This is a genomic window from Bradyrhizobium lablabi, assembly GCF_001440475.1.
Classification (GTDB): Bacteria; Pseudomonadota; Alphaproteobacteria; order Rhizobiales; family Xanthobacteraceae; genus Bradyrhizobium; species Bradyrhizobium lablabi.
In genome coordinates, this window is record NZ_LLYB01000094.1 from 110,855 (window position 1) to 126,176 (window position 15,322).

Annotated in this window: 18 protein-coding genes; 5 read left to right on the forward strand and 13 right to left on the reverse strand. The window is 63.2% G+C overall.

Annotation, left to right across the window (positions count from 1 at the left end):
* Window positions 1-31: 31 nt before the first annotated feature.
* From CQ14_RS27585 to CQ14_RS27625, 9 genes are all read right to left on the reverse strand, one after another.
* A complete protein-coding gene (locus CQ14_RS27585; protein WP_057838027.1) occupies window positions 32-238 on the reverse strand; it encodes a hypothetical protein in 207 nt (68 codons plus the stop codon).
* Between the two features lie 92 nt (window positions 239-330).
* Entirely contained in the window at window positions 331-1,530 is a 1,200-nt protein-coding gene (locus tag CQ14_RS27590) for a hypothetical protein (RefSeq protein WP_057861053.1), read from the reverse strand.
* An 11-nt stretch (window positions 1,531-1,541) separates the two neighbouring features.
* Window positions 1,542-2,582 carry a hypothetical protein gene (locus CQ14_RS27595; RefSeq protein ID WP_057860970.1) on the reverse strand — a complete coding sequence of 347 codons (1,041 nt, stop codon included), beginning with the start codon at window positions 2,580-2,582 and terminating at the stop codon, window positions 1,542-1,544.
* 225 nt (window positions 2,583-2,807) lie between these two features.
* A complete protein-coding gene (locus tag CQ14_RS27600) occupies window positions 2,808-3,083 on the reverse strand; it encodes a YiaA/YiaB family inner membrane protein (RefSeq protein WP_057860971.1) in 276 nt (91 codons plus the stop codon).
* 208 nt (window positions 3,084-3,291) lie between these two features.
* Window positions 3,292-3,741: a hypothetical protein gene (locus tag CQ14_RS27605; protein ID WP_156435487.1), complete on the reverse strand. Its 450-nt coding sequence runs from the start codon at window positions 3,739-3,741 to the stop codon at window positions 3,292-3,294.
* A 10-nt stretch (window positions 3,742-3,751) separates the two neighbouring features.
* Complete coding sequence (locus tag CQ14_RS27610) at window positions 3,752-4,402, reverse strand: hypothetical protein (protein WP_057860973.1); 651 nt, start codon at window positions 4,400-4,402, stop codon at window positions 3,752-3,754.
* Window positions 4,403-4,545: 143 nt separating this feature from the next.
* Window positions 4,546-4,953, reverse strand: a complete 408-nt coding sequence (locus tag CQ14_RS27615) for a hypothetical protein (protein ID WP_210183173.1) — start codon at window positions 4,951-4,953, stop codon at window positions 4,546-4,548.
* Window positions 4,954-5,129: 176 nt separating this feature from the next.
* Window positions 5,130-5,405, reverse strand: a complete 276-nt coding sequence (locus CQ14_RS27620) for a YiaA/YiaB family inner membrane protein (RefSeq protein ID WP_057851999.1) — start codon at window positions 5,403-5,405, stop codon at window positions 5,130-5,132.
* 43 nt (window positions 5,406-5,448) lie between these two features.
* Complete coding sequence (locus tag CQ14_RS27625; protein ID WP_057860975.1) at window positions 5,449-6,144, reverse strand: PspA/IM30 family protein; 696 nt, start codon at window positions 6,142-6,144, stop codon at window positions 5,449-5,451.
* 101 nt (window positions 6,145-6,245) lie between these two features.
* On the opposite strand from CQ14_RS27625, the gene CQ14_RS27630 reads away from it, so the two are divergent.
* Window positions 6,246-6,854, forward strand: coding sequence for a TetR/AcrR family transcriptional regulator (locus CQ14_RS27630; RefSeq protein ID WP_057860976.1), 609 nt, complete (start codon window positions 6,246-6,248; stop codon window positions 6,852-6,854).
* 21 nt (window positions 6,855-6,875) lie between these two features.
* On the opposite strand, the gene CQ14_RS27635 is transcribed toward CQ14_RS27630, so the two are convergent.
* The 4 genes from CQ14_RS27635 to CQ14_RS27650 all read right to left on the reverse strand — a co-directional run bounded on the left by CQ14_RS27635 (window position 6,876) and on the right by CQ14_RS27650 (window position 10,170).
* Window positions 6,876-7,400, reverse strand: a complete 525-nt coding sequence (locus tag CQ14_RS27635) for a hypothetical protein (RefSeq protein WP_057860977.1) — start codon at window positions 7,398-7,400, stop codon at window positions 6,876-6,878.
* 147 nt (window positions 7,401-7,547) lie between these two features.
* Window positions 7,548-7,961, reverse strand: coding sequence for a Rieske (2Fe-2S) protein (locus CQ14_RS27640; RefSeq protein ID WP_057860978.1), 414 nt, complete (start codon window positions 7,959-7,961; stop codon window positions 7,548-7,550).
* 16 nt (window positions 7,962-7,977) lie between these two features.
* Entirely contained in the window at window positions 7,978-9,090 is a 1,113-nt protein-coding gene (locus tag CQ14_RS27645; RefSeq protein ID WP_057860979.1) for an amidohydrolase family protein, read from the reverse strand.
* Window positions 9,091-9,108: 18 nt separating this feature from the next.
* Complete coding sequence (locus tag CQ14_RS27650; protein ID WP_057860980.1) at window positions 9,109-10,170, reverse strand: amidohydrolase family protein; 1,062 nt, start codon at window positions 10,168-10,170, stop codon at window positions 9,109-9,111.
* Window positions 10,171-10,399: 229 nt separating this feature from the next.
* Here CQ14_RS27650 and CQ14_RS27655 point away from each other — a divergent pair, with 229 nt between their 5' ends.
* The 4 genes from CQ14_RS27655 to CQ14_RS27670 all read left to right on the forward strand — a co-directional run bounded on the left by CQ14_RS27655 (window position 10,400) and on the right by CQ14_RS27670 (window position 15,212).
* Window positions 10,400-10,891: a hypothetical protein gene (locus CQ14_RS27655; protein WP_347337161.1), complete on the forward strand. Its 492-nt coding sequence runs from the start codon at window positions 10,400-10,402 to the stop codon at window positions 10,889-10,891.
* A 119-nt stretch (window positions 10,892-11,010) separates the two neighbouring features.
* Window positions 11,011-12,723 carry an FAD-dependent oxidoreductase gene (locus tag CQ14_RS27660; RefSeq protein ID WP_057860981.1) on the forward strand — a complete coding sequence of 571 codons (1,713 nt, stop codon included), beginning with the start codon at window positions 11,011-11,013 and terminating at the stop codon, window positions 12,721-12,723.
* Between the two features lie 66 nt (window positions 12,724-12,789).
* Window positions 12,790-13,260 (forward strand): hypothetical protein, encoded by a 471-nt coding sequence (locus CQ14_RS27665; protein WP_057861055.1) that lies wholly within the window; start codon window positions 12,790-12,792, stop codon window positions 13,258-13,260.
* A 182-nt stretch (window positions 13,261-13,442) separates the two neighbouring features.
* Complete coding sequence (locus tag CQ14_RS27670; RefSeq protein ID WP_057860982.1) at window positions 13,443-15,212, forward strand: adenylate/guanylate cyclase domain-containing protein; 1,770 nt, start codon at window positions 13,443-13,445, stop codon at window positions 15,210-15,212.
* Window positions 15,213-15,322 lie beyond the last annotated feature (110 nt).

Here is a 15,322-nt window from a genome sequence, read left to right on the forward strand (position 1 = left end):
AGAGAGCGCTGCGCCGCCCTACAAACTACGCCTACAGCGTCACCTGCTTGTCGCCGCATTGCTTGCAGGTGTATTTGACGCGGGTTTCGCCCTTCTCCGCCTGGACGCGGTTGGGCGCGCCGCATTTGCCGCATACCGCCTCGATCCTTGTGTTGCCTTGTTTAACGACGATGGCTTTCTTTGCCATCGTCTCGCGGATCAGGCGCTCGGCCTCCTCGCGCATCGCTTGCTTCGACATCGGCCTGCCCCATCATGAACGCTACGGCCGCGGTCTTATCACAATCATGATGCATTTCGTAAGTCGCGCGTAAAAAATCTCGTGACGGATTGTCACGTCGTCTCTGGCGTCAGCGCCAGCAGGCGCCGCACCAGCGCCAGCGCGGTTTCGGTAGCCGGATCGGCCGAAATCACGGGAACCGCCAGCGCGATGACGTCGATCGGATCGTGCGAGAGGACGATGAGATGGGTCGCGCTGTTGGCCGCCAGCAGCGACACCACGCGCTCGACGGCCGGATCGGACGATGTCAGGCCCCACGGCGCGTCGGGACGGCGCAGCACCCGCCGGGTCGACAGGAAATCGCGCAGCAGCGGCGGATCGTAGGCCACGAGTTCGCTTTCCCGATAACGCCGAGCGCTCTCGAAGATCGGATGACGCGCAAGTTCCGCGATCAGCGCGTCGCGCGTCTGGGCCGGCGAGGCCGCGACGGAATTCAGAACACCGGGGACCTGCGCTTCGAAGTGGGCGCGCAGCGCGTCCACCATCAGCCCGATGGTGAGCACGCCCGCGATGGCGATGGCGCAAAATCGCATGACCTGCGCCGCATCGGCATCCGGCGCGACAAACGCCGCGGCGATCCCGAGCAGCGCCGAACTCGACAGCCGCAGGGCCGTCATCGCCAGCGCCTGACGCTGCGTTTCCGCGCCGCGTTCCGCGATCAGGATCGCGGTCACGACGAGCAGCGCTCCCAACGCCCCGAGCCTGACCGGGATATCCGGCAGCAGCACCCTGAAATCGGTGATGATGAAGGGAATGACCAGCACGGCGCCGACGGCGAGGCGCGCGATGCTGCTATTCTCTGATACCGTCAGCATGGTCCGGTCACGTGTTGCGAGCAGCCAGGCGCAGATGACAAAGCCGACAAGCTGAAACAGCGCGAGCAGCATGGCGGCGGGCATCGCGAGGGTTTCCAATCCGGCCGCGCCGGCGAGACCGAGCACGATGCCGCCGGTCAGAATCGCAATCTTGGCCAGCCGCGGGGCATGACGCCGCAAAATGCCTTCGGTGACGATCAATCCGCCGAGCGGGATCAGCGCGGCCGGAATAGCCGACAGGTTGTTGAGCAGATCGCTGCCGCTCCACCACGCGGTGCCGCGCACCAGGAACAGCAACGCGATAATGCCAAGCGCGATCAGAAGCCGCCGGGTCAGCGGGCCCTTGGGATCGCGCCGGTGGAGCGTGACCATGGCAACGCCAAGCCCGATCGCGCCGCAGAGATTGACGATGGAATCGGCGATCATGCCAGATGTCATTTCACCAAGCGTCATCGGCCGTTCCCCAGCCATGGGCGCAAGCTGCCGAACGGACGCGTATCGTCGAACCAGTAGACCACCGGCAATATCAACCGCTGCAGCGCCAGCACGGCGGAAGCCGCGAGCAGTGCCGGCATTGAGCCGGCCGGCACGTCCTGTTGGACGTAGCGGCGGGCACCGGCGAGATCGATGCGGCCGATCTGGAGGACATCGTCGCCCCTTCCGTAATCGAGTTCGCGCGCGCACCAGGCGTTATATTGCTCGTCGCGATGTTTGGGCGCGACTTCAAAGGTCTTCTTCAGCGCGTCCGATCCGCCGGTATAGGCATTGGTGATGACAAACCGCGCTTCGTCAAAACCGGCATCCTCCCCCACGCCGAACACGGCGCGATGACGGGACATGATGCCGCGTGCCAGCTGCAGGTGCGCAAAGCTCTGGCGTGCGTCCGGATGCGGCGACGGAAAGACATCGGAAAAGGTCTGGCTGACCATGCCGACGACCGACGGCACCTGGGTGACGTTCGAGATCCATTTCGGACGCAGGCCGTCACGAACAAAGAGAACCAGCGCCGTCAGGCCATACAGCACCCAGGAGAGCCCCCGCCCCCGCTCATCGGGATCGACCATGACCAGGCCGAGATGCGTGACCTCCACCGGCTCGCCGTCGAGCTCGACCTCCATGACCGACAGCGCATTGAAGGCGATCGGCCGCCCCGTCGCTTCCTCGGAGATCAGCGTGACGATGGCGCGCGAGAGGCGCTCGCGCTCGCCGGAGAATATGCCGTAGGTAAGACTCTCCTCCGGCAGCGTCTTGGCGGCCACAACGCGCAGTTGCGATACCAGTTCGTCCAACTCGGCTTCGGAGAGCGACAGGCCGGGAGCTTCGACAATGCGCGTGACCAGCCCGGAATGGGTGCGCAGGCCAAGATCGATGTTGGGCTGGCGCAGCGCCTTCAGCCAGAAGGCGGCGTAACCGCGCAGGCGCCCGGCGGTGGACCCGACCTGAGCCAGACCGCGACGTATCGCCGAATTATCGCTCCAGAAAGACGCCATGCGACCCGCCTGCTCCGGGACCGGACTTCTGCGCCCTGCCCGTTAAGGACCCATGATTGCGGCGAGTTGCGGCTGCAGCAAGGTAAACGATGTGTTGAACGCGTCGAACGTCCCGCAAGATACGCAAACGGCGGATGCGCGAGCACCCGCCGCCTGCCTTCGCCAGGACCACGCCACAGGAAACGCGGCCTGGATTTACGAAGCCTTGATCTAGGAAGCCTTGATTTAGGAAGCCTTGGAAACTTCCATGAGCAGCCGCTCGGCCTTGGCGTCCTCGATGCGGTTGACCATCCGGCTGCTCTCGTGAACGTCGCGGACCGTCTTGGTCAGGGTGACGCAGGACTGGATGAGCATCACGATGCCCATCGCGAGGTAACCCTTGATCCAGAGGTCGACGGGGAGAAAGTAGACGCCGATCGCGACCAGGAAGGCGGAAGCGGCGAACGAGGCGTAGGTGAAGGTGACCCAGGCACTGCTGTGATGCGGGGAATTCTGGTTCATGGCACCATCCTGCAAATATGCGATGAAATATCGGTCTCAGACGGACTGCATGCGTTTCACGAAACCGTGCCGCAGCCTCATCCGCCCAGGATTTCTGCGCCCGCGCCAGTTAAGGAGCTATGAGTGGAGCACCTTTAGGTTGCAGCAAGGTAAACGATGCATTTAACGGCGACGTCAAATGATTCATGACAGCGAACGCCGGGCCGGATCAAGCCTTCGAGCGGCGATAATTGTGCGAGAGCAATGAGCATGCGCCCATGCTGAGCCCGCCGATGATCGCGATCGGAATCTGCGAGTACAGCGACGGCGGCACCATCTTGTTCCCCATTTGGGTCCACCAATAGAGGCTAAGTCCGACGGCGACGGCCGCGCCGACGACGGCGGTCAACGGCCCCCTCTCAGGGATGGGCAGAACATAAGCCAGAATTCCGTCAGCGGGTGCGGTGATCACCGATACGATCAGGCTGAAGAAATACACCGTTACGCAGCCTTCAACATAGTCGCCGGGGATACTCCCGCGTAGGGCAATCTCCTGTGCAAGGGCGACGAGAATTCCGAATACCGGACCCAAAAAGACGAATACGAACGCCCTTCGCAGCTCCAACGAAATCCGATGCCCGCAGCCATCATCATTTTCAGGAGGCCCTTCAGAAGGCATGGGTATTCCCTTATTTCGGCTTTGCCTGATAGCGTGCAGCTGCTTCCGGTGAGGGCGAAGGCGGACAGCTTTGTCCCGAAGGTGTCAAGAATTCCAGCGGCGGATGGTCGAAGATGGAAACCATTGCAGCGGAAATGCTCCGATCTCCGTACAGCTTCGTAATCTCCGGGCGAGGAATGTCCGGGTCCTGAATTGTGGCAATGATCCATTCCTGCCTTGGATACGGCTGAAAGAAAACCAAACGGTTGATATCAACCCGATAGTGGAATTCGACGTCCCGGCGACGTTTGCGGGCACCCTCAAATGGGTCAGCCTCCGTCCTTCCGTCCGTACTAAGATATTCCGCGCCAATTGCGCGAAGGATGGCGTGCATAATTGCAATGCGCTCGTAAACCGTAGCTCCGTCTGCGTCCATGTCGGACAATCGGGACCTTAGTTCGCGCCCTATCCCTTGGTCATCTCGGCTGAACGCCGACCATTTGGTCCGCTGCCTGTTCTTCGCTTCCCTCAAATAGGCGCGGTACTGTTCATTTGAGACGGGCCCGAAAGCGCAGTTGTCCTGATCTGAATGCAAGAACAACAGCGGCGTGTAGTTTGCGGCGATGATGATCGCCGCCAAGATAGCGAACACAGCAAGCGACCTGCGAAACATCCTGAACATCTGCGGTCGGCCCAGTCTTGCAATCGGAGCGCCAAGCAATCAGTCGAGGTTACGGGCCAAGCAAACGGCGGATGCTGAGACATAGGCCGTCCGCGCTCGCTAGCGCCGCGCGTCACAGGTTACGCGGCGCTCACATCCCGTCTTCACGCGCAGGCCGGTTCAATCGAATGTCGTTGCCGGTTGCCATCATCATTCGACAACAGCGAGCACAAGCCCATCGGCAGCAGCAGGAAGAAGCCCGCGCAGAGTGCTCCGTTCATGACCTCTGGCGGCACGGTCGATGAGAACATGATCGTGAACAAGGCGAGAACCAGGCCGATGGCGCCTGTCATGCCGATAGCTGCGGTCAGCAATGCCCTCAAGAGCGCCGGCAAGCCCCGTGCAAGATATCCGTCCACAAGCCCGGTGATCGCCGATACCGGCACGGTGAGCAGGAAGGACGTTATTGCGCATACACCAATGAAGCTATCGTCGATCCGCCCCGCGATGGCAGCAGCAACCATCCACACCGCGAGCGCGACCAGCGAAGGTCCCAACAGAAGAAACATCACGGGTCGTTTCATTGAAGTCGATCCTTCCTTTAAGTCTTCCGACGCGAAGCTAGACTGCAGCGACTTCGATCATGCCTGGCCGCCGACGGACGGCGGATGCCGAAGCACCCGCTGTCCGCCTTCGCCAGCACCGCGTCACAGGTTACGCGGCCTTGGAAATCAGACGGTCTTGGAAATCAGGCAGCCTTGGAAACTTCCATCAGCAGCCGTTCGGCCTTGGCGTCCTCGATGCGGTTCACCAGCTTGCCGCTCTCGTGCATGTCGCGCACGGTCTTGGTCAGGGTGACGCAGGACTGCACCAGCATCACGATGCCCATCGCGAGATAGCCCTTGATCCACAGATCGAGCGGCAGGAAGAACACGCCGATGGCGACCATGAAGGCCGAGGCAGAGAACGAAACGTAGGTGAAGGTAACCCAGGCACCGCTGTGGGGTTGGACGTTCTGGTTCATGATAATCTCCTGTTGATATGGGTTTAATCGATCGGGTTCAGTGTCAGGCAGCTTGCGTGCGTTTGGCGTTCAGCCGCGCGAGCACGTCGTCCGCGGTTGATTTGAGCCGAGGGCCAAAGCCCTGTTCGGCGAGCTTTTCGGCGGTCGCCAGCGGACCGCTGGCGGCGTCGAGTTCGATCAGGGCGTCGGCGGCGGCCTGGGCCTCGATCTGCCGTTCGCGCAGGCGCTTCAGCGTGTTCTCCGCTTCCGGCAGCGTGGATTCGTAAGGACGTGCCGCTTCGATGCCGCCCCTGCGAAGATTGCGAACCGCTTCGGCCGCACGGGCGATGCGGCGGCCGCGCTCGAGCTCGGTGATCCGCGCCTCGGCAGTGCTGACCTGACGCTTCATGCGCGCGATTTCAGTCGCGAACAGCGTCCGCGCGGTCATCGCGGCATCGCGATCGGCCTCGAGGTTGGCGATCGCCTGCGCCGCCTCGCGGGCGAGATCTTCGCGGCCACCATCAAGCGCGGCAGTGGCGCGAACTTCGAGATCGGCGATCCGGGCATTGGTGGCGTCGAGGCGACGGCCCTCTTGCTGGTCGCCCGCGATCGCCAGCGCCAGCGAGCGCTTGGAACGTTCGACGGCGGCCGCCGCATCGCGCATCTGCTGATCGAGAATGAGCAGCGCCGCGCGGTCTTCCAGTTCTTCCCCTGCGACAGCCACGCTGCCCCGGAAAAGCGTCAAAACAGTTTTGAACATCGGTAGCTCCCTGTGTTATGAGCAATGCTCATGAGTTACTTGTAGCACATCTTGAGCATTGCTCAAGAATTATTTTGAGCAATGCTCAAAGCAGGTGAAAGATGTCTAAAGCATTGGAAAGACGAGCCATTCATCGGGAATCGCTGGTTCTGGCGGGGGAGCGACGGATTGCCGCAGGTGGACTGGCGGGTCTAAAAACCCGCGATCTGGCCCGGGACATCGGCGTCGCCAATGGCGCGGTCTACAATCTGGTCGAGGACGTGGACGAACTGATCCTGCGGGTCGGATCGCGCACGCTGGCGCGGCTCGACACAGCGCTCACATCAGCCGAAGGCGACGGTCCCGCCTCGCCTCGCGAAACGCTGGTGCGCATCGCCGTCGCCTATTGCGATTTCGCCGCCGAAAATCTCGAACTGTGGCGTGCGCTGTTCGAGCATCGTATGGCGCCGGGCAAGCCGGTGCCGGAATGGGCGATCAGCGAACAGATGAATCTGTTCCGCCACATCTATCGCCCGCTCGCCGAACTCTTTCCGACGCGAACGCCGGCCGAGCTGGGCGTCACGGCGCGCAGCCTGTTCTCCGCCGTGCACGGCATGGTGCTGCTCGGCCTCGAACAGAAGCTGATTGCGGTGCCGGTCGAGGCGTTGCGCGAGGAGATCGCGGCCATCGTGCGCGCGATGGTCGATGGGCTGACCGGGAAACTTGATTAGATCTCGAAGATAACGTGACAGTCAGTCTCGATCGTCGCGGTCGTGATCCTCCAGGCGCTTCCATGGATCCTCGGCTCTCGGCGGCTCGCCAGGACCGTAATTCTGCACGATCAAATCTTCGAGCCAGACCTCGCCGTGCGGGCCGGCGACGCGCTTCGAGCGCAACGCGCTGGTCCAGTTGCACACCTCGGGCTGGTAGAACACGTAGCGGCTGCTCTTCGCCACGATTGCGAAGAAGAGGTAGGCGCGGCCAGTCTCGAAGTAGAACTCGCAATCCATGTCCTTGTAGACGTCCAGCAACCTGACGCGGGCAGCCAGTCTGTCGGCTCCCTTCCAGACGCGATCGACGTCGACGGTCCAGGTATGGTCCTTCACTTCCAGCACCTTGCCGATGAAGACGTATTGCGTGCGTGCAAAACCCTGGGCAGGCGAGATTGAATCGCAGGTGCAGGCATGCGCGATGTCGGCCGCCGCGGGCAGGCACAGCAACCCGACAAGCCAGGCGAGAACCTTCAACGGCGGTCGGCACGACATGCGATGGGTCATAATTCGGCTCCCAGAATCGTAGGGTGCGTAAAGCGACTTGTCCGCCATAGCTCAACGAGCGAAGGCGGAAGCGTGCCCACCATTGAAGCCGAGGACGCGGAGAGATGGTGGGCACGGCGCAAGTGTGCCTTTGGCCCACCCTACGGATTACACCTCTACAATCACGTAGCTGTCCTCGACACGCACCGGAAACGTCTCGGCCACATACGGCCCCTTCTGCAGTTCCTCGCCGCTCTCGACCGCGACCGGATAGGAACGCACCTTCACCCGCTTCGGATCGAAATACGATTGCCCGTTACGCATGTCGAACTCCCAGCCGTGCCACGGGCAACGCAACAACTCGCCGACGCGCGAGCGCTGATAGACACCCGGCTCCGGCGAGGTCAGCCGCGCCACGCAGGCCGCCTTCGCCAGCGGCGCGCCCTCATGCGGGCAGCGGTTGAGCAGCGCGAAGAATTCGCCGTTGACATGGAACACGACGATGTCGCGGCCCTCGACGCCAAAGACCTTGTTGCCACCGGGCGGGATGTCTGACGTGCGAGCGACGATGTGGCGGGCCATGTGATCCTGTCGTTACTCAGAGCCTGTAGAGCGCGCGCGCATTGCCGTTGAAGATTTTCCGGCGCTCGGTCTCCGTCAGCGGCGTCTTGAAGGCGTAGCGCGGGTCGTCGAAATCCCAGTGCGGGTAGTCCGACGAGAACAGCAGGCGATCGGCGCCGACCCACTCGATCAGCGAGCGCAGGTGTTTGCCCTCGTCGGGCTCGTCGATCGGCTGCGTCGTGAACCAGAATTGCTCCTTCACATATTCCGAAGGCCGGCGCTTGAGATGCGGCACCTCGCTGCGGAACGCGTCGAAATGCCGGTCCATGCGCCAGGTGGCCGACGGGATCCAGCCAAAGCCGCCTTCGATGAAGACGATCTTTAGGTTCGGGAAGCGCTCGGGCACGCCTTCGAGCACCAGACTCGTAAGTTGCGACGCCATGGTATGCGCGTTCGACTGATGCTCCTCGACATAATAAGACGGCCAGCCGCCGCCGGTCGGCGCGTGCCCGCCATAACCGCCGACATGGATGCCGAGCGGCAGGCCGAGTTCCTGCGCGCGGGCATAGATCGGCCAGTAGCGGCGGCGGCCGAGCGGCTCGTTGGCGCGCGGGCAGACATTGATCTGCACATAGCGGCCGATCTTCGCGCAGCGCTCGATCTCGGCGATAGCGAACGCCGTGTCGTCCTGCCCGGCGAGGATCGAGGCTTTCAGCCGCGGATCGCGGTCGGACCAGAACCCGAGCTGCCAGTCGTTGATGGCGCGCTGGATCGCGGCGCCGAATTCCAGGTTCTGCTGCGAGAAGATGAAGAGATCGAGCACCTGCAAGATGCCGTATTCGATATCAAGCGGATCGAGATGCTGCTTGCGCATGAAATCGAGATCGGAGCCCGGAGGCCCGCCGGTCGGCGGCCAGGCATCGCGCCGCGCGATCAAGGGCGAGGATCGCGGATAGGGCGTGGTGCCGATATAGGGCGTGCGCAGATGGCTGCCGTAAGTGCGCAAATGCTCCTGCCAGCGTTTTGGCAGGAACTGCTCGATATCGGCATGCGCGTGGATGCTCGGATGCACGTCGCAATCGATGATGCGCAGCCGGCTCTGGGTGGCGGCTTCCTCGGCGAGAATGGGGCGGTCGATGACGTCACTCATGCGATCCTCCTTGCAAAACTAGGCAGCGAGCTTCAGCCGCGGAAAGGTTTCAAGCGGATTGTCGGCGCACATCCGCGAGACAATGCCGGCAGGCAGATGCGGCGGCATCGGATCATCGCCGTCGAATTGCCAGTGCGGATAATCTGATGCGAACAGGAACATCTTGTCGGAGCCGATCTGCTCGATGACGTCGGCGACGCCTGCGGTATCCGGCGGGCCGTCGAACGGCTGCATGGTGACGCGGACATGGTCGCGAATGATCGCAGCCGGCTCGCGCTCGACCCAGGGCACCTCGACGCGCACGCCGCGCCAGGTCTTGTTGGCGCGCCACATGAAGGCCGGCAGCCAGCTCACGCCCGACTCCATCAGCACGACCTTGAGATCGGGAAATTTACCGAACACGCCCTCATAGATCAGGCTCAGGAGCTGGGCCTGAAACGCCTGCGCTTCGGCGAGATAATATTCGTAGCGATAGGACGGCCAGCCGATCGAGCTCGGCGCGGTGCGATAGGCGCTGCCGGCATGGATCGCGACCGGCAGCTTGTGCTTCGCGGCCGCCTGCCACAGCGGCCAGTAGTGCCGGCGTCCGAGCAGCGTCTCGCCCTGCGCCAGCACCAGCACGGAGACGAAGCGGTTGTCGGCCGCGCGCCGCTCGATTTCCTCCACCGCCAGATCCGGCGCCTGCATCGGCACCACGATCGACGCGCTCAGCCGCGAATCCTTCGAAAGCCATTCGGCCGCGATCCAGTCGTTGATCGCCTTGCAGAAGCCGGCCGCCATATAGGAATCGAACACCGCCTGTGCGCCATAGACGACATTGCAGATCGCGTGGCTCGAGCCGAGCTGGTCGAACGCACCGCGCTGCACCATCTTGAGATCGCTGCCCGGCTTGCCATTGGCCGGCCGCCAGTCGGCGCGGCCGGTGAACGGCATGTTGGGCGGATAGGAGTTGAGATCGAGGCCGTCGATGGCGCGGCTGACCACCTGTTCCTTCCAGTGGTCGTCGAGATAGGGCAGCAGCGTTGTGCGGGTACCGCCCACCGCGGGATGGATATCGCAGTCGATCCGCGTGGCCGCCATGGAGGTTCCTCGGATACTGTTTCTTGGCGGTCTTGGTGCCGCGCCCGGAACTGTGCCGCCGATGCTGTGGCGACGCAAGCGCATAACTTGGGGGGCGGCCCTGCCCAAGTTGCACAGCGGTTTCCCTTCTCCCCTTGCGGGAGAAGGAAAACCTCCTCGCGATTGACAGACAAAGCCATCCCTATCCAAATGTCCGCGCAATGGGCGCGGCGATTGGGGGAAGAAGAAAATGAAGATCAAATTCGGCAGGCTGGCGGTTCTCGCCGTCTCGCTTCTCGCATGCGGCGCGTCGACCGCATCGGCTGCCCCCGCGACAGCCAATGGACAGGCCGCGCTGGCGCTCGCCGGCGTGGTAGCGCTGTATTCACCGCTATTGACCTCGGATGAACGCGAAGCAGTTTCAGCACTCTTCGTCGGACAGTCGGGCGTGCGCTACACCAAGAAGATTTCGGTCACCGCGGACAAGATCGTCTGCCGTGTCAGCAATGTCGACATCACCGCGCGCTCCTGCGAACTGACCTTCAAGGGCGCCAGGCAGACCATCACCGGCCGACGCGCCAGCGAGATCTTCGCGACCGAAGCCATGGCCGGCGTGCCGCCCGATGGCGCCGCCGGATCGGTGTTCGAAAGCCTTTCGAAACTGAACTGCACGCTGGATCCAGCCGAGATCAGGCAGAAGGCCGGCGGCGGCGCGACGTGTTCGTTCGAGACGGGGAATTGAGCGGTCCTTCTTCTTCCTTCTCCCCTTGTGGGAGAAGCGAAGAGGCGTCCCACGATTGACAGGCAAATCTAATCATCTGCAAATGTCCGCCCAAAATCGGAAAAGGCAGGACGTATCGCGTGGCCGGCAACGAACAGGAAACTTACGAATGCGACGCGCTGGTGGTTGGCTCGGGATGCGGCGGGCTGTCGGCGGCGGTCACTGCCGGGCACCACGGCCTCAATGTGCTCATCGTCGAGAAGGAGCCCCGCTTCGGCGGCACCACCGCGCGGTCCGGCGGCTGGCTGTGGATTCCCGGCACCTCGCTGGCGAAAGCGTGGGGCATCGAGGAGAGCGAGGGACAGGCAAAGACCTATCTGCGGCATGAGGCCGGCAACAGCTTTGATGCCGCACGCGTCGACGCCTTCCTGAGCGAAGGGCCGAAGGCGGTCGATTTCTTCACCAGCAAGACCGCCGTGCGCTTCGACATGCCGCTGACCTTTCCGGATTACCACGCCGAAGCGCCTGGCGGCGCGCAGGGTGGCCGCTCGATGGTGGCGCGGCCGTTCGATGGCCGCGAACTGGGCGAGCATATCAAGGATATCGGCAGTCCCCTCCCGGAACTCACGGTGTTCGGTATGATGCTGGGCTCCGGCAAGGACATCGTCCATTTCATGCGCGCGACCAAATCGCTGACCTCGGCGATCTATGTCGCAAAGCGCTTGTCGAAGCACGCGATGGACGTGATGCGCCACGGCCGCGGCATGACGCTGACCAACGGCAATGCGCTGGCCGGGCGTCTCGCAAAATCCGCGCTCGACCTGAAGATACCGTTGTGGCTGTCGTCACCGGTGCATGAACTGATCGTCGAGGATGGCGCGGTGCGTGGCGCGGTCGTCGAACGCCATGGCAAGCTCATCCGCGTCAATGCCAGGCGCGGCGTGGTGCTGGCCTGCGGCGGCTTCCCGCACGACGTCGCACGGCGCAAGACGATGTTTCCGCACGCTCCCGATGGCACCGCGCATTTCTCGCCCGGTCCTGTCGGCAACACCGGCGATGGATTGCGACTGGCGGAGACGGCGGGCGGCCGTATCGAAGACACGCTGCCGAATGCCGCGGCCTGGGTGCCGGTGTCGATCACCGAGCGCAAGGACGGCTCCAAGGGCGTGATGCCGCATTTCATCGATCGTGCCAAACCCGGCGTCATCGCCGTGATGCGCGACGGCAAGCGCTTCGCCAATGAAGGCAATTCCTACCACGACTTCGTGCAGGCGATGGTGAAGTCGGCGAAATCAGGCGAGGAGATCACGGCGTTTCTCCTGTGCGATCACCACGCCTTGCGAAAATATGGCCTTGGATGCGTGCCGCCGTTTCCGATGCCGCTGCGCCATCATCTCGCCACCGGCTACCTCAAGCGCGGCACCACGCTCGCCGAACTCGCCGACCGCACCGGCATCGACCGACAAGGGCTCGAGGCAACGATCGCCGAATTCAACGCGTCAGCCGCGGAGGGGCGCGATCCCACGTTCGGCAAGGGATCGCGCGCCTATAACCGCTACCAGGGCGATGCGCTGCATGGCCCGAACCCCTGCGTCGCACCGATCAAGGACGGACCGTTCTATGCCATCAAGCTGGTGATCGGCGATCTCGGCACCTATGCCGGCATCAAAACCGACGCGCACGCGCGGGCACTAGACGAACACGGCCAGCCGATTGCCGGCCTCTACGCTGCCGGCAACGACATGGCGAGCATCATGGGCGGCAACTATCCCGGCGCCGGCATCACGCTCGGCCCCGCGCTGACGTTTGGGTATATCGCTGGCAAGCATATCGCGGACGCGGCAGCGCCCTAGAATGTCCTCAAGCTGGAACGAACCTCGATGGATTCGATTGTCTCGAAACGAACCGGAGATCGTTCCATGCCTGCGCCGTACTTTTGCGCTGCCCTCGTCGCCTTGAGCTTCGTTCCGACGCTCGCCATCGCCGCGAATACGGAGTGGCGGCCATATGTGATCGCGAGCACCGGGACCAGCGTCGACATGCCGGTCTCGATCTTCACCAGCGATGCCGGGCCGCCTGAGGGCGGAACCGGGCGACGGTTTTTTACCGAGGACCGCCGCGCTGACCTGACGGTGCAGTCCGTTCCCAATCCCGACAACGACTCCCCTGCCACGTTCCTGGCGAAGCAAAACCCGCCGGCCGGCATCATCTACAAGCGGATCACGTCGGACTTCTTTGTCGTCTCCAGCATTCGCAAGGACCGCATCTGGTACAACCGCTGCAACCGCGGCAACGGCACCATGAATTGCGTCATGATCAATTATCCCGCCGCCGAGAAGCGCCAGTGGGACGGCGTGGTGACCCGGATAAGTCAGACACTGAGGAACTAGCATCCACCTCCCCACGTACCGTAGTCGCCCGCTTCTTCTGCGCACCCGCGTGGGACCACCTGCACCTTTCGGAGCTCATCACTGCAATCTGGAGTGGGTACCCCTGATGCTTGCAGGCCGCGTCACGTGCTCACCTTGGCCGATGCGGCAAATCTGATAGACTGCCGGTCAGCGAGGCGAAGATGGACGCGCCCGGACCCGAGCGAAGGCTCGCTGCGGTCCTTGCCGCCGACATGGTCGGCTACAGCCGGCTGATGGAGGTCGACGAGGCGGGGACACTCGCACGCCTCAAAACCCATCGCCTCGAGCTCATCGATCCCTCGATTGCCAAAAACCGGGGCCGCATCATCAAGACCACCGGCGACGGCATGCTGGTGGAGTTTCACAGCGTCGTCGACGCGGTGTCGTGCGCCGCCGAGGTGCAACGCCGGATGGCGCGGCGCAATGCCGATGTGTCGCCCGCGCGATGGATCCAGTTCCGCATCGGCATCAATCTGGGCGACGTGCTCATCGAGGAGAACGATATCTTCGGCGATGGCGTCAACGTCGCGGCGCGTCTCGAAGTACTCGCCGATCCCGGCGGAATCTGCGTCTCGGGCGCCGTGCGGGATCAGGTCGGCGACCGGCTGGATGACATCGCCTTTGTGGATATCGGCAACCAGACCGTCAAGAACATCAGCCGTCCGATCCATGTCTTTCGGGTGCGGCTGGAGCCGGATGCCGCCGAGGCGTCCGTGATGAGCGGCAAGGACGACGCGGCAGCGGCGACCACAACCCGAAAACCGTCCATCGTCGTGCTGCCCCTGGTCAATATGAGCGGCGATCCGGAACAGGAATTCTTTGCGGACGGGCTCACCGAGGACATCATCACCGAGCTGTCGCGATTCCATGATCTGCTCATCATCTCGCGCAATTCGGCCTTCGTGCACAAGGGCAAGGCGGTGAAAGTGCAGGAGGTCGCGCGCGAGCTCGGCGTCGAATACGTCCTCGAAGGCAGCGTGCGCAAGGTTGGCGATCGCGTCCGCGTCACCGTGCAGCTCATCGACGCGCAAACCGACCGGCACGTCTGGGCCGAACGCTACGACCGCAAGCTCGAGGATATCTTCGCGATCCAGGACGAGGTGACCGGCGCCATCGTCAGCACACTTCCCGGCCGCGTCGAGGCCGCCACGCAGGAACGCGCGAAGCGCCAGCGGCCGGACAACATGGCAGCCTATGAATGCGTGCTCGCCGCCAAGGTCCTGCACCACCGCTCACGGCGCGAAGATAATGCACAGGCGCAGATCCTGCTCGACCGCGCCATCGCGCTCGACCCGAACTATGCGCACGCCCATGCCTGGAAGGCGTGCGTGCTGGGCCAGACCTGGGTCTATGCCTGGTGCGCGGACCGCGACGCCACCTTCCAGCAGGTGGCGGCGGAGCTACAGCTTGCGCTGACGCTCGATGACAATGACAGCGACGTTCACCGCATCCTGGCCGCGGTCAACCTGACGCGCGACGATCACGACAGGGCCGCTTACCATCAGGAGCGGGCACTCGCACTCAACCCGAACTACGATCTGGTCGTGGTGCAGCAGGGCGAGTTTCTGACCTGGCTGGGACGGCCGGAAGAAGGCATCGCCTGGATCAGGAAGGCGATGCGCCTCAACCCGTTCCACCCCGAACGCTTCTGGAATCACCTCGGCCGCGCATATTATTGCGCGGAGAAATTTGTCGAGGCCGCCGAGGCGTTCGCGCGGATCACGCGGCCCGACTTCACCCATCACGCCTTCCTCGCCGCCATCTTCGCGCAGATGGGCGACGGTGTTGCGGCTGCGGCGCATGCCGCCGAGGTCGTGAAACTCGAACCGGGTTTCTCGGTGGCCAACTATCTTGCCACCCAGCACTACAAGCAGGCGGCCGATCGCGCGCGCCACGAGGCAGGATTACTCAAGGCCGGGTTACCGGCGTGAGGTTGGCGTTGCGCGGATCAAGACGCGCCGACCGATCCCATGCTCCCGCGTGCAATGCGGCGTAACAATCGGCGCGAGGCTAGGGAACCGTGTGCCACGGGCAACAGTTA

Excerpts from the sequence above, each read along its gene's own strand:
- CQ14_RS27585 (WP_057838027.1), bottom strand. The coding sequence starts at position 238 with ATGTCGAAGCAAGCGATGCGCGAGGAGGCCGAGCGCCTGATCCGCGAG.
- CQ14_RS27590 (WP_057861053.1), bottom strand. The coding sequence starts at position 1,530 with ATGACATCTGGCATGATCGCCGATTCCATCGTCAATCTCTGCGGCGCG.
- CQ14_RS27595 (WP_057860970.1), bottom strand. The coding sequence starts at position 2,582 with ATGGCGTCTTTCTGGAGCGATAATTCGGCGATACGTCGCGGTCTGGCT.
- CQ14_RS27600 (WP_057860971.1), bottom strand. The coding sequence starts at position 3,083 with ATGAACCAGAATTCCCCGCATCACAGCAGTGCCTGGGTCACCTTCACC.
- CQ14_RS27605 (WP_156435487.1), bottom strand. The coding sequence starts at position 3,741 with ATGCCTTCTGAAGGGCCTCCTGAAAATGATGATGGCTGCGGGCATCGG.
- CQ14_RS27610 (WP_057860973.1), bottom strand. The coding sequence starts at position 4,402 with ATGTTCAGGATGTTTCGCAGGTCGCTTGCTGTGTTCGCTATCTTGGCG.
- CQ14_RS27620 (WP_057851999.1), bottom strand. The coding sequence starts at position 5,405 with ATGAACCAGAACGTCCAACCCCACAGCGGTGCCTGGGTTACCTTCACC.
- CQ14_RS27625 (WP_057860975.1), bottom strand. The coding sequence starts at position 6,144 with ATGTTCAAAACTGTTTTGACGCTTTTCCGGGGCAGCGTGGCTGTCGCA.
- CQ14_RS27630 (WP_057860976.1), top strand. The coding sequence starts at position 6,246 with ATGTCTAAAGCATTGGAAAGACGAGCCATTCATCGGGAATCGCTGGTT.
- CQ14_RS27635 (WP_057860977.1), bottom strand. The coding sequence starts at position 7,400 with ATGACCCATCGCATGTCGTGCCGACCGCCGTTGAAGGTTCTCGCCTGG.
- CQ14_RS27640 (WP_057860978.1), bottom strand. The coding sequence starts at position 7,961 with ATGGCCCGCCACATCGTCGCTCGCACGTCAGACATCCCGCCCGGTGGC.
- CQ14_RS27645 (WP_057860979.1), bottom strand. The coding sequence starts at position 9,090 with ATGAGTGACGTCATCGACCGCCCCATTCTCGCCGAGGAAGCCGCCACC.
- CQ14_RS27650 (WP_057860980.1), bottom strand. The coding sequence starts at position 10,170 with ATGGCGGCCACGCGGATCGACTGCGATATCCATCCCGCGGTGGGCGGT.
- CQ14_RS27655 (WP_347337161.1), top strand. The coding sequence starts at position 10,400 with ATGAAGATCAAATTCGGCAGGCTGGCGGTTCTCGCCGTCTCGCTTCTC.
- CQ14_RS27665 (WP_057861055.1), top strand. The coding sequence starts at position 12,790 with ATGCCTGCGCCGTACTTTTGCGCTGCCCTCGTCGCCTTGAGCTTCGTT.
- CQ14_RS27670 (WP_057860982.1), top strand. The coding sequence starts at position 13,443 with ATGGACGCGCCCGGACCCGAGCGAAGGCTCGCTGCGGTCCTTGCCGCC.